This is a genomic window from Microbacterium sp. GXF7504, from assembly GCF_054798235.1.
In genome coordinates, this window is the sequence record NZ_JBSJZI010000003.1 from 139,773 (window position 1) to 165,433 (window position 25,661).

Annotated in this window: 21 protein-coding genes; 16 read left to right on the plus strand and 5 right to left on the minus strand. The window is 73.5% G+C overall.

Going from position 1 to position 25,661, the window contains the following annotated elements; all coding sequences use genetic code 11:
• The first annotated feature begins 60 nt into the window (after positions 1–60).
• A complete protein-coding gene (locus tag ACWAUO_RS08210; protein ID WP_460774579.1) occupies positions 61–1,092 on the plus strand; it encodes an SseB family protein in 1,032 nt (343 codons plus the stop codon).
• Positions 1,093–1,276: 184 nt separating this feature from the next.
• Entirely contained in the window at positions 1,277–2,317 is a 1,041-nt protein-coding gene (gene ligD / locus ACWAUO_RS08215) for a non-homologous end-joining DNA ligase (RefSeq protein ID WP_460774581.1), read from the plus strand.
• A gap of 319 nt (positions 2,318–2,636) precedes the next feature.
• Here ligD and ACWAUO_RS08220 read toward each other — a convergent pair whose 3' ends face one another.
• From ACWAUO_RS08220 to ACWAUO_RS08230, 3 genes are all read right to left on the minus strand, one after another.
• A complete protein-coding gene (locus ACWAUO_RS08220; protein WP_460774583.1) occupies positions 2,637–3,668 on the minus strand; it encodes an ATP-dependent DNA ligase in 1,032 nt (343 codons plus the stop codon).
• Between the two features lie 51 nt (positions 3,669–3,719).
• Positions 3,720–4,871, minus strand: coding sequence for an AI-2E family transporter (locus ACWAUO_RS08225; RefSeq protein ID WP_460774585.1), 1,152 nt, complete (start codon positions 4,869–4,871; stop codon positions 3,720–3,722).
• A gap of 83 nt (positions 4,872–4,954) precedes the next feature.
• Positions 4,955–5,623 (minus strand): TetR/AcrR family transcriptional regulator, encoded by a 669-nt coding sequence (locus tag ACWAUO_RS08230; RefSeq protein ID WP_460774586.1) that lies wholly within the window; start codon positions 5,621–5,623, stop codon positions 4,955–4,957.
• An 83-nt stretch (positions 5,624–5,706) separates the two neighbouring features.
• Between ACWAUO_RS08230 and ACWAUO_RS08235 the strand changes: the two genes are divergently transcribed.
• From ACWAUO_RS08235 to ACWAUO_RS08260, 6 genes are all read left to right on the plus strand, one after another.
• Positions 5,707–7,227, plus strand: a complete 1,521-nt coding sequence (locus tag ACWAUO_RS08235) for an FAD-dependent oxidoreductase (protein ID WP_460774587.1) — start codon at positions 5,707–5,709, stop codon at positions 7,225–7,227.
• Between the two features lie 38 nt (positions 7,228–7,265).
• Positions 7,266–9,062 carry an outer membrane protein assembly factor BamB family protein gene (locus ACWAUO_RS08240; protein ID WP_460774589.1) on the plus strand — a complete coding sequence of 599 codons (1,797 nt, stop codon included), beginning with the start codon at positions 7,266–7,268 and terminating at the stop codon, positions 9,060–9,062.
• A complete protein-coding gene (locus ACWAUO_RS08245) occupies positions 9,059–10,834 on the plus strand; it encodes a hypothetical protein (RefSeq protein ID WP_460774590.1) in 1,776 nt (591 codons plus the stop codon). The genes ACWAUO_RS08240 and ACWAUO_RS08245 overlap by 4 nt, the downstream gene beginning before the upstream one ends.
• Before the next feature lie 78 nt (positions 10,835–10,912).
• Entirely contained in the window at positions 10,913–12,079 is a 1,167-nt protein-coding gene (gene sucC / locus ACWAUO_RS08250) for an ADP-forming succinate--CoA ligase subunit beta (RefSeq protein WP_460774592.1), read from the plus strand.
• 26 nt (positions 12,080–12,105) lie between these two features.
• Positions 12,106–13,008 (plus strand): succinate--CoA ligase subunit alpha, encoded by a 903-nt coding sequence (gene sucD / locus ACWAUO_RS08255; protein ID WP_460774593.1) that lies wholly within the window; start codon positions 12,106–12,108, stop codon positions 13,006–13,008.
• Positions 13,009–13,096: 88 nt separating this feature from the next.
• Positions 13,097–13,537 (plus strand): nitroreductase family deazaflavin-dependent oxidoreductase, encoded by a 441-nt coding sequence (locus ACWAUO_RS08260; RefSeq protein WP_460774594.1) that lies wholly within the window; start codon positions 13,097–13,099, stop codon positions 13,535–13,537.
• 3 nt (positions 13,538–13,540) lie between these two features.
• Here ACWAUO_RS08260 and ACWAUO_RS08265 read toward each other — a convergent pair whose 3' ends face one another.
• Positions 13,541–14,977: an NCS2 family permease gene (locus ACWAUO_RS08265; RefSeq protein WP_460774596.1), complete on the minus strand. Its 1,437-nt coding sequence runs from the start codon at positions 14,975–14,977 to the stop codon at positions 13,541–13,543.
• Between the two features lie 149 nt (positions 14,978–15,126).
• On the opposite strand from ACWAUO_RS08265, the gene ACWAUO_RS08270 reads away from it, so the two are divergent.
• The 5 genes from ACWAUO_RS08270 to purH are packed head-to-tail and all read left to right on the plus strand — an operon-like array spanning position 15,127 to position 20,801.
• Positions 15,127–15,678, plus strand: a complete 552-nt coding sequence (locus ACWAUO_RS08270; RefSeq protein ID WP_460774597.1) for a hypothetical protein — start codon at positions 15,127–15,129, stop codon at positions 15,676–15,678.
• Positions 15,675–17,240 carry a polysaccharide deacetylase family protein gene (locus ACWAUO_RS08275; protein ID WP_460774598.1) on the plus strand — a complete coding sequence of 522 codons (1,566 nt, stop codon included), beginning with the start codon at positions 15,675–15,677 and terminating at the stop codon, positions 17,238–17,240. The genes ACWAUO_RS08270 and ACWAUO_RS08275 overlap by 4 nt, the downstream gene beginning before the upstream one ends.
• 53 nt (positions 17,241–17,293) lie before the next feature.
• Positions 17,294–18,571: a cell division protein PerM gene (locus tag ACWAUO_RS08280; protein ID WP_460774600.1), complete on the plus strand. Its 1,278-nt coding sequence runs from the start codon at positions 17,294–17,296 to the stop codon at positions 18,569–18,571.
• 4 nt (positions 18,572–18,575) lie between these two features.
• On the plus strand, positions 18,576–19,169 hold the full coding sequence (gene purN / locus ACWAUO_RS08285) for a phosphoribosylglycinamide formyltransferase (RefSeq protein WP_460774602.1): 594 nt from the start codon (positions 18,576–18,578) through the stop codon (positions 19,167–19,169).
• A 27-nt stretch (positions 19,170–19,196) separates the two neighbouring features.
• On the plus strand, positions 19,197–20,801 hold the full coding sequence (gene purH / locus ACWAUO_RS08290; protein WP_460774603.1) for a bifunctional phosphoribosylaminoimidazolecarboxamide formyltransferase/IMP cyclohydrolase: 1,605 nt from the start codon (positions 19,197–19,199) through the stop codon (positions 20,799–20,801).
• Between the two features lie 201 nt (positions 20,802–21,002).
• Here purH and ACWAUO_RS08295 read toward each other — a convergent pair whose 3' ends face one another.
• The gene (locus ACWAUO_RS08295; RefSeq protein ID WP_460774604.1) at positions 21,003–22,427 is read right to left on the minus strand and encodes a dihydrolipoyl dehydrogenase family protein; all 1,425 of its coding nucleotides are present in this window, start codon (positions 22,425–22,427) and stop codon (positions 21,003–21,005) included.
• Positions 22,428–22,649: 222 nt separating this feature from the next.
• On the opposite strand from ACWAUO_RS08295, the gene ACWAUO_RS08300 reads away from it, so the two are divergent.
• The 3 genes from ACWAUO_RS08300 (at position 22,650) to ACWAUO_RS08310 (ending at position 25,613) form a co-directional block, all read left to right on the plus strand.
• On the plus strand, positions 22,650–23,459 hold the full coding sequence (locus tag ACWAUO_RS08300; RefSeq protein ID WP_460774606.1) for a hypothetical protein: 810 nt from the start codon (positions 22,650–22,652) through the stop codon (positions 23,457–23,459).
• A gap of 187 nt (positions 23,460–23,646) precedes the next feature.
• A complete protein-coding gene (locus tag ACWAUO_RS08305) occupies positions 23,647–25,119 on the plus strand; it encodes an AlkA N-terminal domain-containing protein (RefSeq protein ID WP_460774607.1) in 1,473 nt (490 codons plus the stop codon).
• A complete protein-coding gene (locus tag ACWAUO_RS08310) occupies positions 25,116–25,613 on the plus strand; it encodes a methylated-DNA--[protein]-cysteine S-methyltransferase (RefSeq protein WP_460774609.1) in 498 nt (165 codons plus the stop codon). The genes ACWAUO_RS08305 and ACWAUO_RS08310 overlap by 4 nt, the downstream gene beginning before the upstream one ends.
• Positions 25,614–25,661: the final 48 nt, after the last annotated feature.

Here is a 25,661-nt window from a genome sequence, read left to right on the forward strand (position 1 = left end):
CGGCACCCGCGGGTGTGGAGCGCAGGGGTCCGCGACGCGGCGGCCGCGTAGGCTGGGCCGATGGCTTTGTTCTCGCGCCGTCCGAAGAAGTCCGACGACCCCACCGCCGAGGTCCGCGACCCCGAGGTCGACGCGGCCCCCGCGGAGCCGGACGTCGACGACGCCGCCACCCCGGATGCGGGTGTGCCCGACGTGCCCATCTCGGTCACGACCTACGGCAGCCCCGGCACACCCGCGAGCCTCGACGACCAGCCCGCCCCGGCACCGCAGCAGCCGGCAGCCCAGCCCACCGCGCCGCGCCGCGCCCGGACGCAGTTGCCCGGCCTGCCCGACAACGACCTGCTCGCCGACGCCCTCGCGGCGCTGCCCCCGAAGCCCGCCCCCACCGAGCTGCTGAACGTCGCCCGTCAGCTGCTGCAGGGCCGGGTCTACGTGCGGGTGCGCGGTGACGCGCGCGAGCTCATCGCGGCCGGCCAGGCGATCCCCATGGCGGTCGCCACGATCAACGACCAGAAGTACGTGCTCGCCTTCTCGAGCGGCGAGGCGCTGCAGGCGGCGGTCCGCTCCGACGGCGACACCTCCACCTCCGCGGTGGGGGTCCCGGTGCTGCAGGTGCTGCGCCGCGTCGTCGACGGCGACTTCGGCGGACTCGCGCTCGACCACGCGTCGGGACCCGCCGCCGCGGTGCTGCCGCGCGCGCTGATCGAGCGCCTGTTGCCGGACGTCGACGAGACCCAGACCGTGAAGTCCGCGCTGGTGGGCGAGCGCACCGAGGAATCGGTCGCGGCGCTCGTCGAGGCGATCCGCACCTCGCCCATCTGGATCGCGGCCCGAAAGAACGAGGACGGCCGGATCGGTGTCTCCGAGGTGCGCACGCAGGCGGGGGAGCGGATGCTCGAGGTGTTCTCGCACCCGCTAGAGCTGCACGTGCTGGGACGCGGCGACCAGTCGGTGCGCATCACCCCGGACCAGCTGGCCAAGGCGCTCGCCGGGGACGAGGAGCTGCAGGGCGTCATCGTGAACCCCCACGGCCCCTGGATGCGGCTCAGCCGCGAGGATCTGGCACCGCTCATCGCCGACGCCGCGGAGTGACCCGGCCGTTCACCTGTCGCGCGTTGCGGCGCCCGGCCGCGACAAACGACAGGTGAGCCGGTTCGGCATCCGCTCGCCTGTCGCCATCTGCGGTGCGGCACGACACGAAGCGACAGGTGAGCACCGGCGGGAGGACGCGGGCAAGGGGTGGAGGATGCGGCGACCGCCCGCCTAGGGTGACCCCATGGCGTCACCGCGGATCACGCTCACCGTCCCCGGCCCCCACGGCGACCGCGAGGTCGGGGTCTCGAACCCGGACCGGGTGCTGTGGCCGGAAGTGGGCATCACCAAGCGCGAGCTCGCCGAGTACTTCATCGCCGTCGCCCAGCCCTTCCTCGCCGCCAACGGGAACCGCCCGGTGTCGCTGGAGCGGTTCCCGGACGGCGTCGGCGGCGAGAGCTTCTTCTCGAAGAACCCGCCGAAGGGCGCGCCCGACTACGTCGAGGCCGTGACCGTCACCTACAACTCGGGCCGTTCGCATCCGCAGCTCGTGCTCACCGAGATCGCGTCCGCGGTGTGGGCGGCGCAGATGAACACGATCGTGTTCCACCCGTGGGCGTCGCTCGCGTCGGACCCCGACAACCCCGTCGAACTGCGCATCGACCTCGACCCGCAACCGGGCACCGGCTTCGCCGAGGCGGTCGCCGCCGCGCACGGCCTGCGCGAGGTGCTGCAGGAGGCCGGGCTCGAACCGTGGATCAAGACGAGCGGCAACCGCGGACTCCACGTCTTCTGCCCGATCGAGCCGACGCACGAGTTCCTCGACGTGCGACACGCGGTCATCGCCGCCGGCCGCGAACTCGAACGCCGCATGCCGGACCGGGTCACGACCGCGTGGTGGAAGGAGGAGCGCGGCGAACGGATCTTCGTCGACTACAACCAGGCCAACCGCGACCGCACGATGGCCGGTGCGTACTCGCCGCGGCAGTCGCCCGGGGCGACGGTGTCGACCCCGATCACGTGGGACGAGCTGGATGCGGTCGACCCGGCGGCGTTCACCGTCCGCAGCATCCCGGACCGCCTCGCCGAGGTCGGCGACCCGTGGGCCGACATGCAGGCGAGGCCCGGCCGCATCGACACCCTGCTGCAGTGGTGGGAGCGCGACCTCGCGGACGGCCTCGGCGAGCTGCCGTTCCCGCCGGACTTCCCGAAGATGCCGGGGGAGCCGCCGCGCGTGCAGCCGAGCCGTAAGAATCCGAAGAACTGGCCCAAGGACGAGGGCTGAGGCGCCGTCCGGCGTCCGGCGGCGGCGGATGCGGCGGGCACAACTGCGGAGATCGTGCGCGACACGCCGGGTCGCGGCATCCGTCGCCCGGCGTGTCGGTCGTCATCTCCGCAGTTGTGCACGCGCCCGCGCGGTGTTGGTGCGGTGCCCGGTCCCTGTTCGGTGGTGCGACGGCGGCGGATGCGGCGGGCACAACTGCGGAGTTCGTGCGCGACACGCCGGGTCGCGGCATCCGTCGCCCGGCGTGTCGGCCCTCATCTCCGCAGTTGTGCACGCGCACGCGCGAACCCGAACCCGAACCCGAACCCGCGCGCGACGCTCAGTCGATGACGTCGGCGAGATCGTACGCGGCGGGCTGGTCCAGCTGCGCGAACGTGCACGAGGACGGCTCGCGGTCCGGACGCCACCGCTCGAACTGCACGGTGTGGCGGAACCGCATCCCCTCGAGCTGGTCGTACCGCACCTCGAGCACCCGCTCGGGCCGCAGCCGCACGAAGGAGACGTCCTTCGAGCCGGAGAACCGGGAGCGGTCCGTCTCGCCGGTGACCGCGTTGCCGTCCGCATCCCGCTCCACGTACGGTTCGAGCTCGTCGACGAGCTCCAACCGTCGCTTGTCGCTGAACGCGGACGCACCGCCGACCCCGTGGAGCCTGCCGTCGGCGTCGTACAGACCGAGCAGCAGCGACCCGACTCCGCGTCCGCTCTTGTGCACCCGGTACCCGAGCAGCACCACGTCGGCGGTACGCGCGTGCTTGATCTTCAGCATCGTGCGCTTGCCGGGGGCGTACGCCGCATCCGTCCGCTTCGCGACGACGCCGTCGAGCCCGGCGCCCTCGAACTCGGCGAGCCACCGCTGCGCGAGCGCGGGGTCGGTGGTGGTGCGGGTGAGGTGCACCGGATGCGGCACCTCGGCGAGGAGCCGCTCGAGCCGGGCCCGTCGCTCGCCGAACGGCGTCGCCTGCAGGTCGTCGTCGCCCTCGGCGAGCAGGTCGAACGCGATGAGCATCGCCGGGGTCTCGACCGAGAGCATCCGCACCCGGGAGTCGGCCGGATGGATGCGGGCGCTCAGCGCCTCCCAGTCGAGCCGCTGCGCGCCGGGCTCGCCGCGTGCGACCACGAGTTCACCGTCGATGAGGCACGGGCCCGGCAGCACCTCCGGGAGTGCGGCGACCAGCTCGGGGAAGTACCGGGTGAGCGGTTTCGCGCCGCGCGAGCCCAGCTCGACCTGTTCGCCGTCCCACGCGGCGAGCACGCGGAAGCCGTCCCACTTCGGTTCGAACAGGTAGCCGTCGTCGGTGGGGACGGCGGGGACCGCCTTGGCCAGCATCGGGGCCGGGATCTCGTAGCGCACACGCTCATCCTGGCCGTCCGCGCGCCGCGGCGGCACCCCCTTGCACGCGCGTCAGAGTCGGGCGGGCGCCTTCGGCCGCGCCCATCGCGCCGGCAGGTTCGGGCCGTCCCAGACCTGCACGATGCCCCAGGCGGTCGCGGTGATCGGCACGGCGAGCACCGCCCCGACGATCCCGCCGAGCACGGTGCCCACGGTCAACGCGACCAGGATGACGAACGCGTGCAGCTTCATCGACCGTCCCATGAGGAACGGCTGCAGGAAGTTGCCCTCGAGCTGGTTGACCAGCACGACGACCCCGACGACGAACAGCGCGTTCACCCAGCCGTTGGCCACGAGTGCGACGAGCGCGGCGAGGATGCCGGCGAGCGTCGCGCCGACGATGGGGATGAACGCGAGGAGGAACACCAGCACGGCGAGCGGGATCGCCAGCGGCACCTGCAGGATGAGCAGTCCGATGAGGATGCCGACCGCGTCGACGAGCGCGACCGTCGCCGTCCCACGCACATAGGAACCGAGCACGGTGACCGTCTTCTCGCCGATGCGGCGGCCGCGGGCGTCGTGCTCGCCGCGGAACGGGCGCAGCAGGAACTCCCACATCTGCGGGCCGTCCTTGAGGAAGAAGAAGAGGATCACGACGAGCAGCACGAATCCGGTGACGAAGTTCGCGACCGCGCTCACCCCGGCGATCGCGCCGGAGCCGAACTGGGAGCTGGTGACGAAGTCCTGCGCCGCGGCGATCCATTCGTCGATCTGCTGCTGGTCGGGGGCGAACCCGAGGGACTGCACCCAGGCGATGAGCTCGTTGACGCCCGACTCGGCCTGGCCGTACAGGTCGTCCCACTGGTGCTCGACCGCCCAGACGATGAGCCACGACACCAGCCCGAGGAGCACGACGACCGTGAGCAGGGTGATGAGCGTCGCGAGCAGGGACGGTACACCGTGCCGCCGCATCCAGTTCATCGCCGGGGCGAACGCGCAGGCGAAGATGAGCGCGAGCACGAGCGGGATGGTCACGACCGTGAGCGAGCGGATCGCGAGGATCGCCGCAGCGGCGACCGTGACGACCACGATCACCTGGACGGCGCGGATCGCCAGCTTGCCGAACGTGTCTGACCACAGGTTCCAGGGCTCGTGCGCCGCCGTCGGGGCAACCTCGGTGGAGCGGAGCTCGATCTGCTGCGGGGTGCGTCGGAACAGTCCCATGCTGCGACCGTACCGTCACACGGGCTCCGGGGACGGCGGTTGCCCCGGGGGTGTGGAACGGCTATCCGGGGTGCCGCGACGACTCAGCCCAGGGTGTCGTGCAGGCGCCGGGAGAGCTCCGCCGGCGGCATGCGCCGCGGGAAGACGGCGACCACGACGTCGTCGTCCGCGGGCTCCGTCGCCTCGCCCACGCCGAAGCGCTCCATGGCCTGGTCGAGCGCCTTCCGCAACGTCGAGACCGGCACGCGTTTCTGGCTGCGCAGGAGCTGGCGCAGCACGTGGTTGTGCACGGCGGTCACGAGGGCGGCGAAGCCGACGGCGTCGAGCGGGTCGAGGCCGGGCAGCGCCCGGCGCAGGTACTCGTCGAAGAGGCGCTCGTAGCGGAAGACCGTGATGATCTCGCGTTCGCGCAGCGCGGGGACCTGCCGGACGACCGCGTACCTGCGGCGCGCCAGTTCGGGGTCGGCGGCGAAGTGGCGGAACACCTGCAGCGACGCCTCGCAGACCGCCTCCCAGGGGTTCGGATGCGGGGCGTCGAGGAACTCGCGCAGCTGCTCCAGCAGGAGCTCGTGGTCGGCGAAGACGACGTCGTCCTTGCCGCCGCACTGCCGGAAGAACGTGGAGCGGGAGATGCCCGCGGCCTGCGCGATCTGATCGACCGTGGTGGACTCGAACCCCTGGCGCGCGAACAGATCCAGCGCCACGGCGACGACGCCGGCGCGCGCGTCGGACGGGGACGCTGACTCGCTCATCGCACAGACTCTACCGCCGTGGCGTACCGCCGCCGCTGTCAACCCCCGGGCATCCACCGCGGCGCGCGGCTTGACTGCCCTGCATGACGTCGCTGTGGAGATCCGATCACCGGCCGCTGTCCGGCACCCCGCTCACCGACGGGTCTGCGCACGAGGTCGTCGTCGTGGGCGCCGGCATCACGGGCCTGGCCACCGCGCTGCTGCTCGCACAGGACGGCCGGGACGTCGCGGTCGTCGAGGCCGCCGACGTCGCGGCGCTCGCCACCGGGGCGAACACCGGCAAGGTGTCGCTCCTGCAGGGCACGCGGCTCTCCAGCATCCGGGCGCACCATTCGGCGGAGCTCGTCCGTGCCTACGTCGATGCGAACCGCGACGGGCAGGAGTACATCCGCGCCTTCGCGGAGCGGGCGGGCGTGCCCTTCGTGCGCCGCACCGCCTACACCTATGCGCACCACGCGGAGGGGCTGCCCGCCGTGGAGGACGAGTTCGACGCGGCCCGCGAGGCGGGACTCGTCGACGTGCGCCGAGCCCGGCAGGGCGAGCGGGATGCGGTGCCGTTCGCGGTCGCCGGCGCGATCGCCCTCGACGACCAGATCGCGCTCGACCCCGACACCCTCGCCACCGCGCTCGCCGAGGCGTTCCTCGCCGCGGGTGGGACGCTGCACACCGGCGTCCGCGTCACCGGCACGTCGCTGCATCCCTCGCCCCACGTGACCACCGCGGCCGGTCCGGTCTACGCCGACCACATCGTGCTCGCCACCGGGATGCCGATCGCCGACCGGGGCCTCGCCTTCGCCAAGGTGTCGGCGACCCGGTCGTACGCGGTGTCGTTCGAGGTGCCGGGCGGGGCGGTGCCGGCCGGCATGTTCCTGTCCGTCGACGCGCCGAGCCGCTCGGTCCGGGGCGTCGGCCCGGACGACGGCGCGGTCGGGGCCACGACGCTCATCGTCGGCGGCAACGGGCACCCCGTCGGGCGCGTCGCCTCCGAACTCGCGCAGTACGACGACCTCGTCGCCTGGACGCGGCAGCACTTCCCGGGGGCGGTGGAGACGTTCCGGTGGTCTGCGCAGGACTACGAGTCGCACAACCTCGTACCGTTCATCGGCGCCATGCCGCGCGGCGGCGGCAGCATCCGCTTCGCCACCGGGTACGCCAAGTGGGGGCTCACGAACGGGCCGGCCGCCGCCGTGCGCATCGCCGGCGAGATCCAGGGGGTGTCGCCCTCGGACCAGCCGGCGTGGGTGCGGACGATCGGCACCCGCATCACGGTCCCGGCGGACCTCGCGCGCGGGGCGACGGAGAACGCGAAGATCGGCGCCCAGGCGGTGCGCGGCTGGGCCGAGTCGGTCGCGCGGCCGGTACCGGTCCCGCGTCCCGGCGAGGGGCAGGGCTCCGTCGCCTCCCGTGCGGGGCACCCGGTGGGCATCGCGACCGTCGACGGCCGGACGCACGCGGTGTCGGCGGTGTGCCCGCACCTGGGCGGCGTGCTGTCCTGGAACGACGCGGAGTGCACCTGGGACTGCCCGCTGCACGCCTCGCGCTTCGCCGCCGACGGCACCCGGATCGAAGGGCCCGCGACGAAGGACCTCCGCCGCCTCGCCTGAGCCGTGCGCGATCTCGGCGCCGGCCCTATCATGGCGGCGTGCACCGGCGCCGGGGGGAGTCGCCGCGGCGCCGGGCGGGGGCGTACGCGGGGGTGATCGGCGTGGTCCTCGCAGGGACCGTGGTCCTCGTCGCGGCGTCCGACGCGAGCGTGCGGCCGGACACCGCCGGCGCCTGGCGCTACCTGCCGGAGGACGGCCTGTCGCGCTGGGTCGAGGGCGACGCGGGGACGAGCGTGCAGGAGCATCAGCGTTCGAACGGCATCGCACCGCTGTTCACCTTCCCCGAGGACGCCCAGTCGTTCGCGTTCGCCGCGTACGACGAGGACGACGTGTCGGCCGTCCGGCACTGGGTCGTCTCGTCGATCCGCCCCGACGGCGGCCAGCAGCGCGACCTGCACCGCATCGACGCATCGGGGGTGCGGCTGGTCGTCTCCACGGGTGCACCGAACGCGGTCGTCTTCATCCCAGGGATGCTGGTGCTCGCCGCCGACGTCGCCCCCGGCGCGACCTGGACGTCGGCGGGTGCCGCGGTGTTCGCGAGCCCCGGCGAGGACGGCCCCCTTGGGGCGGAACTCGCCTACGCGGCCGAGTTCGCCGCGCGCACCCCCGAGGACCCCGTGCTGGTCGAGCACGCGGACGACCCGGGCTGCCTCGAGGTGGTCGGCCGCACCGAGCTGGCCTGGGGCGAGGGGATCGAGCCCGACCGGTTCGAGGAGATCGCCCTGTGGTGTCCCGGCGCCGGGCAGGTCGCGGTCCGATCGAGCGTCAACGACGCGGACCCCTCGCTCACCGTCCCGGCGGACGCACCGGAGGGCGCACCGGTCCTCTCCGATCCGCCGCGGTCGTGGGACGTCGGCGGATGGGACGCGGCCGCGGTCCCGGCGGTGCGGGAGGATCCCGTGTTCGGCGCGTGGCCGGTCGTCCCGAACCCGCTCCTGCCGCCGGTGCCCGTCGGTGACGGCTGGGCGGTGGCGGAGGACGTCAGCGGCGACGTCACCCTCTTCGTCCCGGACGGCGACGGCGCGCTCGCCGGGCGGACGGTGCTGCATCCGGGCGGGGACGTCACCGCGCTCGGCACGGCCCACGGCGTGCTCGTCGCGGCCACCACCGCCCGGACCGTCGTCGGGTACGACCGCGACGGGCGGCGGCTGTGGTCCGTGACGCTCCCCGATCTCGTCATGGCCGCACCGGTCGCCGCGGGGGATGATGCGGTGGTACTCGCGGGCCTCGACGGCACGGTCCGCGCGCTCGACGCCGTGACGGGCGAGGAGCGGTGGCGCACCCGGATCTCCGCGGACGGGGTCGGCGCGGTCGAGGTCGCGGGCGACCTCGTCGTGGCGGCGGACCGCGTCGGCCGCGTGGCCGCCCTCGGGGCGGCGGACGGCCGCATCCGCTGGTCCGCCGACGGCGACCGGGTGACAGCGCTCGCCGCAGTGGGCCCGGACGTCTACGTCGCGCGCGGCGCGGTCGTCGAACGGGTGCGCGCCGCGGACGGCGACCACGTCTGGGACGCCGAGACCGGCGCCGCCGTCTCGGCGCTGGCGGTCGCCGGTGGGATCGTGGCGCTGAGCGGGCTCGAGGCGGTGGTCGGACTCGACGCGGCCGGCGGCGGGGAGCGGTGGAAGCTGCCGCCCGCCGTCGAGGTCCTCACCGACGGTGCGACGATCGCGCTCGTCCGTGACGGCACGCTGACCGTGGTCGACGACACCGGCCGGACGGTCGGGGAGTGGGCGGTGCCGCCGTCGACCGTCACCTGGAACAGGTCCACGGTCGCGGGACCCGACGCGGTGTGGTGGTTCGACGCCGGCGCCGGGGTGGGGAGGATCGGCCCGTGAATCGAGCGACCGCGCTGCTCGTCGCCCTCGCCCGGGTGGTCGCCGACTTCGTGCGCACCGTGTTCGTCGATCCGGTGCGCGACGGGCGGCTGCGCGTCGAACGGTGGCCGGCCGGCCTCGCCCCGGTCTGGATCGTCGGCCTCCTCGGTTATGCGGTCGCGGTCGTCGCGGTGCTCGCCGCCGGACCCGTCCGCGCCGCGTCACCGCTCGTCTTCACCGGCGGGCAGGGGCTGTCGCTGCCGGAGTGGGCGGTCGGTCCGCTGCTCGCGCTCGTCGTGCTCGCGCTCGCCTTCGCCCAGACGGCGGCGCTCCACGTGCCGGCCTGGCTGGGGGTGACCGTCACGGTCGTGTCCTCCCTGCTCCTCATCGAGACCGGCGCCTGGGGCGGGCGCGGCGACGGGCTCACCCCCGCCGCGGTCGTCTCGTTCGCCGCGGCCGCCGCGCTGTGGGTGCTCTACCTCCTCCGGCGACGCCGACGGTTCGCGTGGGGCGAGTTCGCCGCCGTGTTCGCGGTGCTGGCCGTCGGGATCGGCGTCGCCACGTGGCAGATCGCACGCGGCGCCTCGGTGTTCGGACTCGAGGTCGGGCCCATGGTGCTCACGAGCGTCATGCAGAGCATCGGCACCCTGGCCTTCCCCGCCGCGGTCGCGGCCGGCGCGGCGGTGGCGCAGCTGTCGTGCACGGTCGCGATCGAGGCCGTCGCATCGGCGCGGCGCCATCTGCCGGGCGTCGTCGGCGCCGTGCTCCTGGTCGCGCTCGTCGCGTGGCGGGTGTGGGTGCTCGTCGCCGACGCGGTGGACGGCATCCTGCCCTCGCTCGCATCGGTGCTCGCCGCGTGCGGCCTGCTGGCGGTGATCGCCGGCGGGATGCTGCTGCTCGCCCGGCTGCGCCGGGGTGCGGTCGCCGACCCCGCAGCGCTCGCCGACCGCTTCATCACGCTCGGCCCGTCGCTCGCGGTGGTGCTGACCGTCACGGTCGTCCCCGCCGCCTTCCTCCTCCTCTTCTCCGCCGTCGCCTTCGCCTACACCGCGGACGACACGCTCACGACCGTGCTGCAGGCGCTCGGCCAGGCGATCACGACCGGCACCGCCATCTGGGTGGTGCGGCTGGTCGGCGGGCTCGCCCTCGTCGGCATGGCCCTCCGGCAGGCGCGGCGCGGTCGCACGGTGACGCCGGAGCTCATGCTCGCGGCGGGCGTCGCCATCGCCTGGACCGCGGTCGTCGCGCTCAGCGGCGCGACCGGGGTGCTGTGGACCGGGCGTTCGCTCACGCTCGTGGTCACGGTGGGCGTGCTCCTGGCGGCGCTGTGGTGGCTCGTCCGCCGCGCGTTCACCCCGGACCGCGCGGGCGCCGTCGGCACCGCACTGCTCATCGCCGCGCTGTTCGACCAGCGCACGTTCGTCGAGGACCCGCTGCAGCTCCTCCTCGGGTTCACGGGGCTCTTCTTCGTCCTGTTCGGGTTCGTGTGGGCCATGCTCACCGGTGGGGACGTCGCCAACGGCCACTCCCACCGGTATCCACGGGCGAGCCGCGTCCTGCTGTTCCTCGCGAACGCGCTGTTCGGCGTCACGGTGCTGGCCTTCGCCGCGCTCGCCCGTGACCCGGGCGTACCGATCGACCTGGAGGGGATGGCGGGCCTCGGCGACCAGCTGCTCGGCACCGGCCTGCTCGCGGCGGTGCTGGTCGCGGCGCTCGCCGGCGTCGTCGCGACAACCTCCGAGGCGCGTGCGAAGCCTGTGCAGGGGGTCGGAGCATCACAGCGCATCGGGTAGGGTTGGCAATTGGCCGATATCTCGACATCAAGATGTTTTTCCGGCCTTCACCACTGAACGTCCAGCGGAGGATTCCCTGTGGATCTGTACGAGTACCAGGCACGCGATCTGTTCGAGAAGTACGAGGTGCCGGTGCTCGCCGGTATCGTCGCCGACACCCCTGAGGAGGTGAAGGCAGCCGCAGAGAAGATCGGCGGCGTCGTGGTCGTCAAGGCGCAGGTCAAGACCGGTGGCCGCGGCAAGGCCGGCGGCGTGAAGGTCGCGAAGACCCCCGACGAGGCGTACGAGGCGGCGAAGGCCATCCTCGGCCTCGACATCAAGGGCCACGTCGTCAAGCGCGTCATGGTCGCGCAGGGCGCGCAGATCGAGCGCGAGTTCTACTTCTCGGTGCTGCTCGACCGCGCCAACCGTTCCTACCTGTCGCTGTGCTCGGTCGAGGGCGGCATGGAGATCGAGGAGCTCGCCGTCGAGCGTCCCGAGGCGCTCGCGCGTATCGAGGTCGACCCGCTGACCGGCATCGACAAGGCCAAGGCCGTCGAGATCGCCCAGGCCGCGAACTTCGACGCGGACCTCGTCGAGAAGGTCTCCGACGTCTTCGTCAAGCTCTACGACGTCTACAAGGGCGAGGGCGCGACCCTCGTCGAGGTCAACCCGCTCGTCCAGACCGCCGACGGCTCGATCGTCGCGCTCGACGGCAAGGTCTCCCTCGACGACAACGCGACCGAGGTGCGCCACCCCGAGCACGAGGAGCTCGAGGACAAGGACGCCGCCGACCCGCTCGAGGCCAAGGCCAAGGCGGCCGGCCTCAACTACGTCAAGCTCGACGGTCAGGTCGGCATCATCGGCAACGGCGCGGGCCTGGTCATGTCCACGCTCGATGTCGTCGCCTACGCCGGCGAGAACCACGGCGGTGTGAAGCCCGCCAACTTCCTCGACATCGGTGGCGGCGCGAACGCGCAGGTCATGGCGTCCGGCCTCGACGTCATCCTCGGCGACGAGCAGGTCAAGAGCGTCTTCGTGAACGTGTTCGGCGGCATCACCAGCTGCGTCGCGGTCGCGGAGGGCATCGTCAAGGCCCTCGAGATCCTCGGGGACTCGGCCACCAAGCCGCTCGTCGTCCGTCTCGACGGCAACCAGGTCGAGGAGGGTCGCAAGATCCTCGCCGACGCGAACCACCCGCTCGTCACGCTCGCCGCCGGTATGGACGAGGGCGCCGACAAGGCCGCCGAGCTGGCGAACGCCTGAGCCTGAGACGGAAGAAGGACCAACACATGTCGATCTATCTCAACAAGGACTCCAAGGTCATCGTCCAGGGCATCACCGGCGGTGAGGGCACCAAGCACACCGCGCTGATGCTGAAGGCCGGGACGAACGTCGTCGGCGGCGTGAACGCCCGCAAGGCCGGCTCCACCGTCACGCACGAGAAGCCGCACGAGGGCGAGGTCGAGCTGCCCGTCTTCGGGACGGTCGCCGAGGCGATCGAGAAGACCGGCGCCGACGTGTCCATCGCGTTCGTGCCCCCGGCCTTCACGAAGGACGCCATGATCGAGGCCATCGACGCCGAGATCCCGCTGCTCGTCGTGATCACCGAGGGCGTGCCCGTCGGCGACACCGCCGAGGCGTGGGCGTACGCGAAGAGCAAGGGCAACAAGACCCGCATCATCGGCCCGAACTGCCCCGGCATCATCACCCCCGGTGAGGCGCTCGTCGGCATCACCCCGGCGAACATCACCGGCAAGGGCCCGATCGGTCTCGTCTCGAAGTCCGGCACCCTGACCTACCAGATGATGTTCGAGCTGCGCGACCTGGGCTTCTCCACCGCCATCGGCATCGGCGGCGACCCGATCATCGGCACCACGCACATCGACGCGCTCGCCGCGTTCGAGGCCGACCCGGAGACCAAGGCGATCGTCATGATCGGCGAGATCGGCGGCGACGCCGAGGAGCGTGCCGCGGACTTCATCAAGGCCAACGTGACCAAGCCGGTCGTCGGCTACGTCGCCGGCTTCACCGCCCCCGAGGGCAAGACCATGGGCCACGCCGGCGCCATCGTCTCCGGCTCGGCCGGCACCGCACAGGCGAAGAAGGAGGCCCTCGAGGCCGCCGGCGTCAAGGTCGGGAAGACCCCGTCCGAGACCGCTGCCCTGATGCGCGAGATCATCGCGTCGCTCTGACGCACCCCGCGAAGGCGGATGCGGACCCCGACGGGCCGCATCCGCCTTCGTCGTTCGTGCGGGACGGCCGACCGGGTAGCGTGGGCGCATGCCGCTCACCGGAGAGTACCGACCGTCCACCGCAGAATGGGCCCGCACGCAGGCCGAGCGCTACGAGGCGTCCGGCGGCGCCGAGGCGAACACGCTCCGGGGCGTGCCGATCATCGTGCTGACGACCGTGGGGGCGAAGACGGGGGCGCTGCGCAAGACCGCGCTCATGCGGGTCGAGCACGAGGGCCGGTACGCGGTCGTCGCCTCCAAGGGCGGGGCGCCCGATGAGCCGGTGTGGGCGAACAACATGCGCCGGCACGCGCACGTCGAACTGCAGGACGGCGCCGTGAAACGGGACTACACCGCGCGCGAACTCGACGGCGACGAGCGTGCCGAATGGTGGGCCCGTGCCGCCGCAGTGTGGCCGGACTACGACGCGTACCAGCAGAAGACCGACCGGCGGATCGCCGTGTTCGTGCTGGAGCCGATGGACGCCTGAGCGTCAGGACAGCAGCGCCTCCAGCGGACCCCGCGCGAAGAACACGACGAACCCGGCCGCGACGACCCACAGCAGCGGGCTGACCTTCCGGATCCTGCCGGTGCACGCCTGCACGACCACCCAGCTGATGAAGCCGGCGCCGATGCCGTTCGCGATCGAGTAGGTCAGCGGCATGACGGTCACCGTCAGGAACACCGGGATCAGCACGGCCAGGTCGGTGAGGTCGATGTGGCGGATCTGCGCCATCATCAGCGCGCCCACGATGACCAGCGCCGCCGCGGCGACCTCGGTCGGCACGATCGTGGTCAGCGGCGACAGGAACATCGCCAGGAGGAACAGCACACCGGTGACGACGTTCGCGAGCCCGGTGCGAGCGCCCTCGCCGATGCCGGCGCCGGATTCGACGAACACGGTGTTCGACGACGAGGAGGTCGCGCCGCCCACGACGGCGCCGACGCCTTCCACGATCAGCGCGGACTTCAGCCGCGGGAAGTTGCCGTCGGCGTCCGCGAGGCCGGCCTCACGCGAGAGCCCGGTCATGGTGCCCATGGCGTCGAAGAAGTTCGTGAACAGCAGGGTGAACACGAGCATCGTCGCGGCGAGCACGCCGATGCGCTCGAACGAGCCGAAGCTCACCTGACCCACGAGGCTGAGGTCGGGGATGCTGAGCAGCTGCGCGGGCAGCTCCGGCACGGTGAGGCTCCACCCGAACGGGTTGCCGTCGGCCTGCGACCCGATGTCCCAGATCGCCTCGACGATGATCGAGACGATCGTGCCGCCGACGAGGCCGATGAGGATCGCGCCGCGGATCCGCAGCACCATGAGCACGGCCACCAGCAGCAGCGTGAAGACGAACAGGAGCGTCGGAACGGTGGCGATCGAACCGTTGACACCGAGGCCGACCGGCGGGGAGGACGCCCCGGTCGCGGTGACGAACCCGCCGTCGACGAGCCCGATGAACGCGATGAACAGGCCGATGCCCACCGAGATCGCGGTCTTCAGCTCGAGCGGCACGGCGTCGAAGATGAGCCGGCGCATGCCGGTGGCCGCGAGCAGGACGATGAGCAGGCCGTTGACGACCACGAGACCCATCGCCTCGGGCCAGGTGAGATCGCCCACCACGCTCACCGCGAGGAAGGAGTTGATGCCGAGCCCCGCCGCGAACGCGAACGGCAGCCGGGTGACGAGTCCGAAGAGGATCGTCATGACACCGGCGGTGAGCGCCGTGGTCGCCGCGACCTGGCCGAAGCCGAGTTCGTTCCCGGCGACGTCGGCCGTCCCCGACAGGATGATCGGGTTCAGCACCACGATGTAGGCCATCGCCACGAACGTGACGACACCGCCTCGGATCTCGGCGCCGACGGTGGAGCCGCGGCTGGTGATCTCGAAGAAACGGTCGACGACGCCCGGGTGGGCCGGTGCTGGTGCAGCAGGGTGCATGGTTCTCCTCCCCGGGCGTAGACGCTACCTCGTCCACCTGAGTGCGACACGCGCGCGGGGGCCGCCCGGTCCACTCGGCGGCGAGGGCCCGGCGGGCATACAATCGCGTCGACGGCGCCTGGGGGCGCGGTCGATGGGGAGATGGGGACGTGGCACGCACGGATGCGGCCGTCACGCGGGCGGGGACCCACCGCGTCCGCACGGCGCTGGCGATCACCTCGGTCGTGGTCGCGGTGCTCGCCGTCCTCGGCGCGGTCGCCTGGTTCACCGTCATCCCGCACGCCCTGGCCAACCTCACCACGCGCGTGCTGGAGGCGGACGAATCCGTTCCGGTCGGTGACGCGGCGGTGCCGGTCCCGGCCGGCTGGGCGGTGCAGCATCCGCCGTTCGAGGAGGGGACCGTCCGGCTGATCAGCCCCGACGGCGGTCTCGAGATCACCCTCGTGCAGGTCGACGACGCGCCGGACGCGGCCCTGGACGGGCTCGGCGTCGACGACGCCCGCGTGCGGGAGCGGCTCTCCACGGGCGCGCAGGCGGTGCACGCCCGCGACGGTGCCGACCGGCTGCTGGTCGCGGTCTCCGCCGGCGACACCGCGCCCGTCATCGTGTTCAGCGCGCACGCCGTGGACGGCGACATCCAGCCGTACACCCGGACCCTCGCCGGTCTCCTCGACGGCACGACGCCGCCGGGCATGCGATGACCCGCCGCCGACCCGGGCAGCCCGCCGCCGTCGTCGCCCTCGCAGCGCTGCTGCTGGCGCTCGTGGCCTGCGCGCCCGAGCGGAACCCGGACTGGACGCCGCCCGCCTGGGCGGAGGCGACGATCAGCGTGACGGCGGAACCCGCGCCGCTCGACCCGGCCGCGGTGCCGGGGCTCGTCGGCGAACGGGTCCGCAACGACACCGTCGGTCTGCAGGCACGGTGGATGCGGCCGACCGGCGACTCGGCGCTGCAGGACGCCGCGCTCCGGACGGTGCGCGAGACGATCGCCGCCCGCGCCGCGGCCACCGGCGCCGCGTACCGCCCCGAGGTGTTCCCGCCCGGCACCGGGCTCGGCGACCGCGCCTGCGTGACCGGGTCCACCCTGCGGACGGCGGACGACCTCCTCGCCGATCCCGCCCTCGGCCCCGCGGGCGGCGAGGGCGCGGCGGTGGTCTGCGATCTCGTCGCCGCCGCCGGCGGTGTCATCGGGCAGCGGTTGCGCACCGTCTCCGGCGCGCCCGGCGCCGTGGCGTCGGACACCGCGACGCTGCTCTACCTCGACACGTCCACCGGTGCGCTCTCCACGGCGCGGAGCCTCTGGACGGATGCGGCGCCCGCCGCGCTCTGGGAGCAGGTCGTCGACACGCTCCGCCGCGCGAACGGCGCACTGAGCCTGGTCGGAGTGCAGCCGCCGGGCGAGGACGGGACCGCCCGCATGGACGCGGCGCTGGCGCAGACCGTGCCGTCCGCGGACGGGGCGCTCACCGTCACGCTCGCCGCGGGGTTCACCGCACCCGAGCTCGAGCAGCTCGGGATGCCGCCCGCATCCGAGCCCATCACGATCGCGGTCCCGCCGGCGGTCTCCGCACCACTGCTCACATCCGCGGGTGCGGCCCTCGCCGCCGTCGCGGGGACGCCGTACACCCCGCCCGCGCCCGTCGGCGCCGGGTTCGAGTCCGTGCCCTGCGACCTCTTCCCGTGCGTCGCGCTGACCTACGACGACGGGCCGGGCGAGGGGACGCCGGCGATCCTCGACGCCGCATGGGCGCACCACGCCTCCGTCACGTTCTTCGCCATGGGGCAGAAGGCGGCGGCGAGCGGCGAGGTCATGACCCGGGCCCTCGCCGAGGGCAACCTCGTCGAGAACCACACCTGGAGCCATCCGCATCTGCCGGACATCCCGCGTGCGCAGGTGGCGAAGCAGATCGGGGACACCACCGCCGCGATCGGGCTCGCCGCGGGGAAGGCGCCGACCGTCTTCCGCCCGCCGTACGGCGACTACACCGCAGAGGTCGTCCAGACCGCCGGCATGGCCGCCGTCCTGTGGGACGTCGACACCCTCGACTGGCAGGGGCCGGCGGACGACGAACTCGTCCGCCGCGCGGTCGACCAGCCGCGTCCGGGATCCATCGTCCTCCAGCACGACATCCAGCCGAACACCGTCCGCACCGCCGGGGCGGTGTACGACGGGCTCGCCGACCGCGGGTTCACGCTCGTGAACCTGGAACAGCTCTTCGGCGGATCGCTGCCGACGAGCGGGGTGTGGCGCAGCGGACGCTGATCCCGCGCGCCGACGGCGGTCCACCGCGCCGTCGTGGGTAGGGTCGAAGGGGCATGCAACGCGTCCTCGTCCTCCTCCTCTCCGCACTCGACGCCCTCGTCGCGGCGGCCGTCGGCGTCGCCGCCGCGTTCGCGCCGCTCATGGTGCTCTGGTTCGTCGCGTTCGGCGCGACCGACTGGTCGGGGCTGTGGCCCACCTCCGCCGCCGTCTGGCAGCTCGGCCACGCCGTACCACTGCAACTGACCCTTCCCGACCTCTATCTGGCCGAGGCCGGCATCGACCCGTCCGCCGCCTCGTTCACGCTCTCCCTCGCACCGCTCGGGTTCGGCCTGTTCACCGTCCTGTTCGCCGCCGGGTCCGGCGTGCGCGCAGCCCGGGCCGGGGCCTGGCCGTGGGGCGTCGCCGGCGGCGTCGTCGTGTTCACCGCGCTCGCCGCCGCCGTGGCCGTGACCGGCGGCAGCGACCTCGCGGCCGTCCACCTCTGGCAGGCCGTGCTCTTCCCCGCCGCGTTCTACACCGCGGGCCTGGTCTGCGGGGCGCTGGTCTCCGCGTACCGGGACGGCGACGACGGGCCCGTCGACGCCCTCGTCGTGCGGATGGACCGGACACCGGGCGCCTGGCCCGACCTGCCGGGACTCATCGGCCGCGGCACCGCCGTCGCGCTCGTCGGCGTGATCGGTGCCGGGGCCCTTGTCACCGCGATCTCGGTGGCCGTCGGCGGCGGACGCATCGTCGCGCTGTCGCAGGCCGCGAACCTCGACCTCATGGGCGTCGTCGTGCTGGGGCTCGCCCAGCTCCTCTACCTGCCGGTGCTCGTCGTCTGGGCGGTGTCGTTCATCGCCGGGCCCGGGTTCGCGCTCGGCGCCGGCACCGCGGTGTCGCCCGCGGGCACCGAACTGGGCGTCGTGCCGGGCATCCCGCTGCTCGGCGCGCTGCCCGATGACACCTCGCCGTGGCTGTACGTGCTCGTCCTCCTCCCGGTCGCCGCCGGCGCGTTCGCCGGCTGGATCGTCCGCTCCCGGTTGCGTCCGGAGTCCGAGACGTTCGCGGTGCAGGCGGTGATCGCGCTCGGCATCGCCGTGCTCACCGCCGCGGTCACGGCCCTCCTGTGCGTCCTCGCCTCCGGCTCCCTCGGGCCCGGCCGGCTCGCCGAGGTCGGGCCCTCCGCCGGCGCGGTCGCGCTCGCGATCGGCATCGAGGTGGGGGTCGGGGCGGGCATCCTCCTGCTGTCCCCGCGGGCCGCCGACCGGCGGCCCGACCGCGACGGTGCGCCCCTGCCCGACGAGCCCCCACAGGCATGGGATGCGGCAGCCCCGACGCGGCTAGACTGACCGGGTGCTAACGGTCGCCGTCCTGATCTCCGGCGCCGGCTCGAACATGCGGGCTCTGCTGGAGGCCGCCGAGGACCCCACCTTCCCCGCGCGCGTCGTGGTGGTCGGCGCGGACCGCGAGGCGGCAGGTCTGGCCCATGCCGAGGAGTTCGGCATCCCGAGTTTCATGGTGCCCTGGCGCGGAGCCGACGAACGCGAGGCCTGGGGTGACGAGCTCAACGCGCAGCTGCAGGTCTGGCAGCCCGACCTCGTCGTGCTGAGCGGCCTCATGCGCCTCGTGCCCCCGGCCGTGGTGGCCGCCTGGGCGCCGCGCCTCATCAACACCCACCCGGCGTACCTGCCGGAGTTCCCCGGTGCGCACGCCGTGCGCGACGCGCTCGCCGCGGGGGCGGCGCAGACGGGTGCCAGCGTCATCGTCGTCGACGAGGGCGTCGACTCCGGCCCGATCCTCGCGCAGGAACGCGTGCCGATCGAACCGGGCGACGACGAGACCAGCCTGCACGAACGCATCAAACCGGTCGAACGGCGTCTGCTCATCGACGTCGTGCGACGCATCGCGACCGGCGAACTCGACCTGGCGGCATCCGCCGCATCCTGATCCACAGCCCCACCCGAGGAGGTCCACATGGCCGGCCCCAGCCACGATCCGTCCCTCTACCGCGACCGCGACGTCGTGCCGATCCGGCGCGCGCTCGTGTCCGTCAGCGACAAGACCGACCTGCTCCGCCTCGCCGAGGCGCTGAGTGCGGCGGGTGTGGAGATCGTCTCCACCGGGTCCACCGCATCCACGATCCGTGACGCCGGTCACGAGGTCACCGACGTCTCCGCCGTCACCGGGTTCCCGGAGTCGCTCGACGGCCGGGTGAAGACGCTGCACCCAGGCGTGCACGCGGGCCTGCTCGCGGATCTCCGCCTCGAGGACCACGAGAAGCAGCTCAACGAGCTGTCGATCGCGCCGTTCGAGCTCGTCGTGGTGAACCTGTACCCGTTCGTCGAGACGGTGGCCTCCGGCGCCCAGGGCGACGACGTGGTCGAGCAGATCGACATCGGCGGCCCCGCCATGGTCCGCGCCTCGGCGAAGAACTACGCGAACGTCGCGATCGTCGTCTCGCCCGAGAGCTACCCGTCGATCATCGAGGCCGTGCAGGCCGGCGGCACCACGCTCACCCAGCGCAAGGAGCTCGCCGCCCGCGCGTTCGCCCACACCGCCCAGTACGACCGCGCGGTCGCCACCTGGTTCGCCGAGGGCACCCTCGTCGAGGAGGAGCTGCCCGAGCACCTCACGATCAAGGCCGAGCGCCTCTCCACGCTCCGCTACGGCGAGAACTCGCACCAGCGCGCCGCGATCTACACCCGCGTCGGCGGGCACGGCATCGCGCAGGCCACGCAGCTGCAGGGCAAGGAGATGTCGTACAACAACTACATCGACGCCGACGCCGCCCTGCGCGCCGCCTTCGACCTGGTCAAGCCGGCCGTCGCGATCATCAAGCACGCCAACCCGTGCGGCATCGCGATCGCCGCGCCGAACGCGCTCGACCCCATCGCGAGCGCCCACCTGCGCGCGCACGAGTGCGACCCGGTGTCGGCGTTCGGCGGCGTGATCGCGGCCAACCGCACCGTCACGCTGAAGATGGCCGAGAACCTCCGCGACATCTTCACCGAGGTCATCGTGGCCCCCGACTTCGAGCCCGAGGCGCTCGAGGTGTTCAAGCTGAAGAAGAACCTGCGCATCCTGCAGCTCCCGCCGGACTGGAAGCAGGAGCCGATGGACGTGCGCCTCGTCTCCGGCGGACTGCTGCTGCAGGACGCCGACCGGTTCCCGAACGAGATCGAGTCGCTCGTGGACACGTGGGAGCTCGTCTCCGGCGAGCGTCCCGACGACGCGGAGCTGTCCAACCTCTCCTTCGCGTGGAAGTCCTGCCGCGCGGTGAAGTCGAACGCGATCGTGCTGGCCAAGAACTCCGCCACGGTCGGCATCGGCATGGGCCAGGTGAACCGCGTCGACTCGTGCCGCCTCGCGGTGGAGCGCGCGGGTGACCGCGCGGCCGGGTCGGTCGCCGCATCCGACGCGTTCTTCCCGTTCGCCGACGGCCCGCAGGTGCTCATCGACGCCGGGATCAAGACGATCATCCAGCCCGGCGGCTCGGTGCGCGACGACGAGGTCATCGCCGCCGCCCGCGAGGCCGGGGTGACCATGTACTTCACCGGCGAGCGCCACTTCTACCACTGAGTCGCGCGGGGCGCCCTGCATCGTGCCGGGGCGCCCCCGCATCCGTGCCGGATCAGGTGATTCGGCGAAGGCAGGAACCATTCCGCCCGGAACCACCTGCGTTCGCCGAATCACCTGTTCTGGTGTCAGGGGTTGGGGGCGCGGGCGGTGCGGGGCGTCAGCGGTGCGGGGCGCCAGCGGCGTCAGGGGGGCGGGGTGCGGTCAGGGGGTCGGGCGCCCGTACTCCTCCAGGAACCGCAGCCACACCTCGCCCACCGTGGGGTAGGACGGCACGGCGTGCCACAGCCGGTGCAGCGGCACCTCGCCGACGACCGCGATGGTCGCCGCGTGCAGCATCTCGCCGACATCCGGACCGACGAACGTGACGCCCACGAGCACGCCGCGGTCCTCGTCGACCACCGCCCGCGCCCGGCCGGCGTACTCGTCGCTCCGGGTCGACGAGCCGGCGACCGCGTCGAGGTCGTAGTCCACGACCCGGATGCGGCGCCCCGCCCGCTCCGCGGCGGCCGCGGTGAGGCCGACCGACGCGACCTCCGGGTCGGTGAAGGTCACCTGCGGCACGGCGGCGTGGTCCGCCGTCGCGACGTGCACGCCCCAGGGCGCGTCGTCCACCGTGCCGCCGTTCGCCCGTGCCGCGATGACGTCGCCCGCGGCCCGCGCCTGGTACTTGCCCTGGTGGGTGAGCAAGGCCCGGTGGTTCACGTCGCCGACGGCGTAGAGCCAGTCCGTGCCCCGCACGAGCATCGTGTCGTCGACGTCGAGCCAGGCGCCGGGCTCGAGCCCGACCGCATCCAGGCCCAGGTCGGACGTGTTCGGCACCCGCCCGGTCGCCACGAGCACCCGCTCGGCCGTCACGGTCGAGCCGTCGGAGAGGGCGAGCGCGACGCCGGTGCCGGTGGCCCGCGCCCCGGTCACGGTCGTGCCGGTGCGCACCCGCGCCCCGCGCTCCGTGAGGGCCGCGCCGACCAGCTCACCGGCGAAGGGCTCCTGCCCGCCGAGCAGCGCGCCGCGCGCGATGAGGGTGACCTGGGCGCCGAGGTCGACGAACGCCGTCGCCATCTCGCACGCGACCACGCCGCCGCCGATGATCGCGAGGGATGCGGGGACCTCCTGCACGCTCGTGGCCTCGCGGCTCGTCCACGGCGCGACGTCGGCGAGCCCCGGGGTGTCGGGCAGCAGCGCCGCGCTGCCGGTGCACACCGCCACCGCGTGCCGGGCCACGAGGGTCGTCGTGGTGCCGTCGGCGGCGGTGACCTCGACGCGCTTGGGGCCCGTGAGCCGGCCGTGCCCGCGCACGAGGTCGATCCCCGCGCCCTCGAGCCACCCGACCTGTCCCGCGTCGTCCCAGTCGCTGGCGAGTGCGTCGCGGCGACGGAGGACGCCGTCGACGTCGAGGTCGCCGGTGACCGCCTGCCGGGCGCCGTCCACGTCACGGGCCGCCCGCAGCGCCGCGCCAGGGCGCAGCAGCCCCTTCGAGGGCATGCACGCCCAGTACGAGCACTCGCCGCCGACGAGTTCGCGTTCCACGATCACCGTCCGCAGGCCGCCCTGGACGGCGCGGTCGGCGACGTTCTCGCCCACCGGGCCCGCACCGATCACGATGAGGTCGTACTCCTGCTCGGTCATGCCGCCTCCCGGGTGTCGGTCGCCACGCTAGTCCCCGCATCCGATCGCGGCCCAGGCCTTGCGGACCCCCAGACCCGCATGAACCCGGAACCGCGAGACTGCATCTGACCGCCGAGACAGCGGGGTCACCCCGCAGTCTCGGCGACAGGATGCAGTCTCGCCGCCCGGTCTGGGGGTGGGGACAACCGGGGGAGGGGGATGCGGGGTCGGTACCGTACGGGGATGGCCGCACCATCCGCACCCGCATCCGCCGTCGAGTGGGCGCGCGACGTCTCGCTCGCCGCCGACCTCCGCCTCGCGCGGGTCGAGATCGTCGCGTTCCGGCGGCGGCCCGAGATCTTCCGCCACTTCGGGTCCGACGGTGCCGCGGCGGCGCGCTCCAGCGCCGCGCGCGACCGGTCGCCGGCCGCCCGCGCCGGCGCGGGCATCGTCGTCGTGCTCGCGGTGATCGGCCTGCTCGCCCCCATCGCGGCGGTCACCGCGATGGGCGGTGATCGGTTCAATTTCTTCCGCATGGACGCCTCGGACTCCGTGCCCCTCGCCGGTGCGCTGTTCATCGTGACGGCGGTGACGCAGCTCATCGTGCTCATCCTGTGGCTGCGCAGGGGCGCCCGCTTCGACGGATTCGTGCTCGGGGTCGTCCTCGTCGGCGCGGTCTTCTCCGGGCTCGGGCTCATCGGGATGCCGAACGCCGGCGTGTACGACGGCTACGACGGGTGGACCGCCTGGTACCCGGCCGTGATCGCGGCCTTCGCGATCCCGGCCGTGACGACGGTCGCGCTCATCGCCCGCCGCCGGCACCGCGTCCCCGAGACCGTCGCCGAACCGGCCGCCCCGACCGGCGGTGGACCCGACGCGATCCGCGCCGCGATCGCCGCCCTCCCGCCCGCCGAGCGGGACAGCATCCTCGCCGACCGCGATGCCGCGCTCGCCGTCCTCGCCGAGCGCGGCATCCTGGACCCCGCGCGGTACGCCGCCGCACGCGACACCGAACTCGGGATGCTGTACCGCCTCGACCCGCCAATCGACTGACCCCGCGAGCACCGCGAGAACCGCGAGACTGCACCTGACCGCCGAGACAGCGGGGTTACCTTGCAGTCTCGGCGACAGGATGCAGTCTCGCGGCCCAGGCCCGCAGGCCCCCGCCCACCGCGATGTCCGAAAACCGCGAGCCGGGGCGCTGGGGGCGTGTCAAGCTGGGGGAGTGAGCAGCCCCGCGATGACGTTCGACGAGCGATACCGCGCGATCGGATCGCGCGACACCCGCTTCGACGGGCAGTTCGTGACGGCCGTGCGCACGACCGGGATCTACTGCCGGCCGAGCTGCCCCGCCCGCACGCCGAAGCCGGGGAACGTCACGTTCTTCCCGACCTCGGCGGCCGCGCACGAGGCGGGCTACCGCGCGTGCAAGCGGTGTCTCCCCGAGGCCGCGCCGGGGTCGCCCGAGTGGGACCTCCGCAGCGACACCGCCGGCCGCGCCATGCGGCTGATCGCCGAGGGTGTGGTCGAGCGCGAGGGCGTCGGCGGTCTCGCCGCCCGCCTCGGCTACTCGTCCCGCCACCTCACCCGGCTCCTGACCGCCGAACTCGGCGCGGGACCGCTCGCCCTCGCCCGCGCGCACCGCGCCCACACGGCCCGGATGCTGCTCGTCGGCACCGCGCTGCCGGTCGCCGACGTCGCGTTCGCGGCCGGGTTCGCCAGCATCCGCCAGTGCAACGACACGGTGCGCGAGGTGTTCGGCATGACGCCGACGGAGCTGCGTGCCCGTGGCGCCCGCCCTCCCGTGCAGCCGACCGGCGAGATCCACCTGGCGCTCCCGCACCGGCGGCCCATCGACCTCGACGGCCTCTTCGAGTGGCTCGCCGTCCGCGCGGTGGACGGCGCCGAGGTCGGCACCCCGGACGCGTTCGCGCGCACCCTGCGCCTGCCCGGCGGGCCCGCCTGGTTCCAGGTGCGGCGCATCGGCGACGACCTGCGCCTGCGCGCCCGGCTCGCCGCCATCGCCGACCTGCCGCTGCTCGTCACCCGCGTGCGGCGGCTGTTCGACCTCGACGCCGACCCCGTCGCCGTCGACACCGCGCTCGCCGCCGAACCCGCGCTCGCACCGCTCGTCGCGGCGACCCCCGGCATCCGCGTGCCGGGCGTCGCCGACCCGCACGAGATGCTCATCCGCGCCATGATCGGCCAGCAGATCACCGTCCGCGCCGCCCGCACCGCGCTCATCGCGCTCACCGACGCGCTCGGCGAGCGGGTCGAGCCGGTCGAGGGCACCGACCGGCTCATGCCCACGATGGCCGCGATCGCCGAGCACGGCGCCGAGGTGCTGCGGGGACCCGCCGCCCGCATCCGCGCCGTCACCGGTGCCGCCGCGGCACTCGCGACCGGCGACCTGCGACTCGGCACCGGCGACGACCCGGTCGAGCAGCGGCGGGCCCTCCTGGCGCTCCCCGGCGTGGGCCCCTGGACCGCCGACTACGTCCGGATGCGGGTCACCGGCGATCCGGACGTGTTCCTCCCGGGCGACGTCGCCGTCCGCACCGGTGCCGCCGCGGCCGGCCTCCCCGCCGACCCGAGACCGCTCACCGCCTGGGCCGAGCGCACCGCGCCCTGGCGCAGCACCTTCACCGCACACCTGTGGCGGGCGGCCGCGCGCCGGCCCGCCGCATCCGTCCCGACCGGGAGCACCCCATGACCGCGATCATCCAGACCCTCGACACCCCCGACGGCCCGTTCACCCTCCTCGCCGAGGACGGGCGCGTGCTCGCATCCGGCTGGACCGCCGACCCCGAGGCCGTGCTCGGACGGCTCCGGATGCGGCCGGTCGACGTCGTGGCGGGGGAGACCGACGCTGCGGAGGCCGTCCGTGCGTACTACGACGGCGAGCTCACCGCGATCGACACGGTCGCGGTCACCCACACCGGCACCCCCGCGCAGCTCGCCGGCTGGCGCGCCCTCCGGGGCATCCCGGCGGGAAGCCCCCTCACCTACGCGGGCTTCGCCGCCCTCCTCGGCACCCCCCGGGCCGTGCGCGCCGCCGCCGCGATCTGCGCCCGGAACGCGCCCGCGCTCTTCGTGCCGTGCCACCGGGTGCTCCGCAGCGACGGGACGCTCGGCGGGTTCGCGTGGGGGCTCGAGACGAAGCGGCGGCTCCTCGACCGGGAATGCGCGCCGGTCCCGGCCCGTTGACCTTCAGCGAACGCTCAGCTTAAGCTGGAGGGCTGCCCTGTCGACGCA

Excerpts from the sequence above, each read along its gene's own strand:
- ACWAUO_RS08295 (WP_460774604.1), bottom strand. The coding sequence starts at position 22,427 with ATGACCGAGCAGGAGTACGACCTCATCGTGATCGGTGCGGGCCCGGTG.
- ACWAUO_RS08310 (WP_460774609.1), top strand. The coding sequence starts at position 25,116 with ATGACCGCGATCATCCAGACCCTCGACACCCCCGACGGCCCGTTCACC.
- ligD (WP_460774581.1), top strand. The coding sequence starts at position 1,277 with ATGGCGTCACCGCGGATCACGCTCACCGTCCCCGGCCCCCACGGCGAC.
- ACWAUO_RS08230 (WP_460774586.1), bottom strand. The coding sequence starts at position 5,623 with ATGAGCGAGTCAGCGTCCCCGTCCGACGCGCGCGCCGGCGTCGTCGCC.
- ACWAUO_RS08280 (WP_460774600.1), top strand. The coding sequence starts at position 17,294 with ATGCAACGCGTCCTCGTCCTCCTCCTCTCCGCACTCGACGCCCTCGTC.
- ACWAUO_RS08265 (WP_460774596.1), bottom strand. The coding sequence starts at position 14,977 with ATGCACCCTGCTGCACCAGCACCGGCCCACCCGGGCGTCGTCGACCGT.
- ACWAUO_RS08300 (WP_460774606.1), top strand. The coding sequence starts at position 22,650 with ATGGCCGCACCATCCGCACCCGCATCCGCCGTCGAGTGGGCGCGCGAC.
- ACWAUO_RS08210 (WP_460774579.1), top strand. The coding sequence starts at position 61 with ATGGCTTTGTTCTCGCGCCGTCCGAAGAAGTCCGACGACCCCACCGCC.
- sucD (WP_460774593.1), top strand. The coding sequence starts at position 12,106 with ATGTCGATCTATCTCAACAAGGACTCCAAGGTCATCGTCCAGGGCATC.
- purH (WP_460774603.1), top strand. The coding sequence starts at position 19,197 with ATGGCCGGCCCCAGCCACGATCCGTCCCTCTACCGCGACCGCGACGTC.
- ACWAUO_RS08275 (WP_460774598.1), top strand. The coding sequence starts at position 15,675 with ATGACCCGCCGCCGACCCGGGCAGCCCGCCGCCGTCGTCGCCCTCGCA.
- ACWAUO_RS08225 (WP_460774585.1), bottom strand. The coding sequence starts at position 4,871 with ATGGGACTGTTCCGACGCACCCCGCAGCAGATCGAGCTCCGCTCCACC.
- ACWAUO_RS08305 (WP_460774607.1), top strand. The coding sequence starts at position 23,647 with ATGACGTTCGACGAGCGATACCGCGCGATCGGATCGCGCGACACCCGC.
- ACWAUO_RS08235 (WP_460774587.1), top strand. The coding sequence starts at position 5,707 with ATGACGTCGCTGTGGAGATCCGATCACCGGCCGCTGTCCGGCACCCCG.
- ACWAUO_RS08260 (WP_460774594.1), top strand. The coding sequence starts at position 13,097 with ATGCCGCTCACCGGAGAGTACCGACCGTCCACCGCAGAATGGGCCCGC.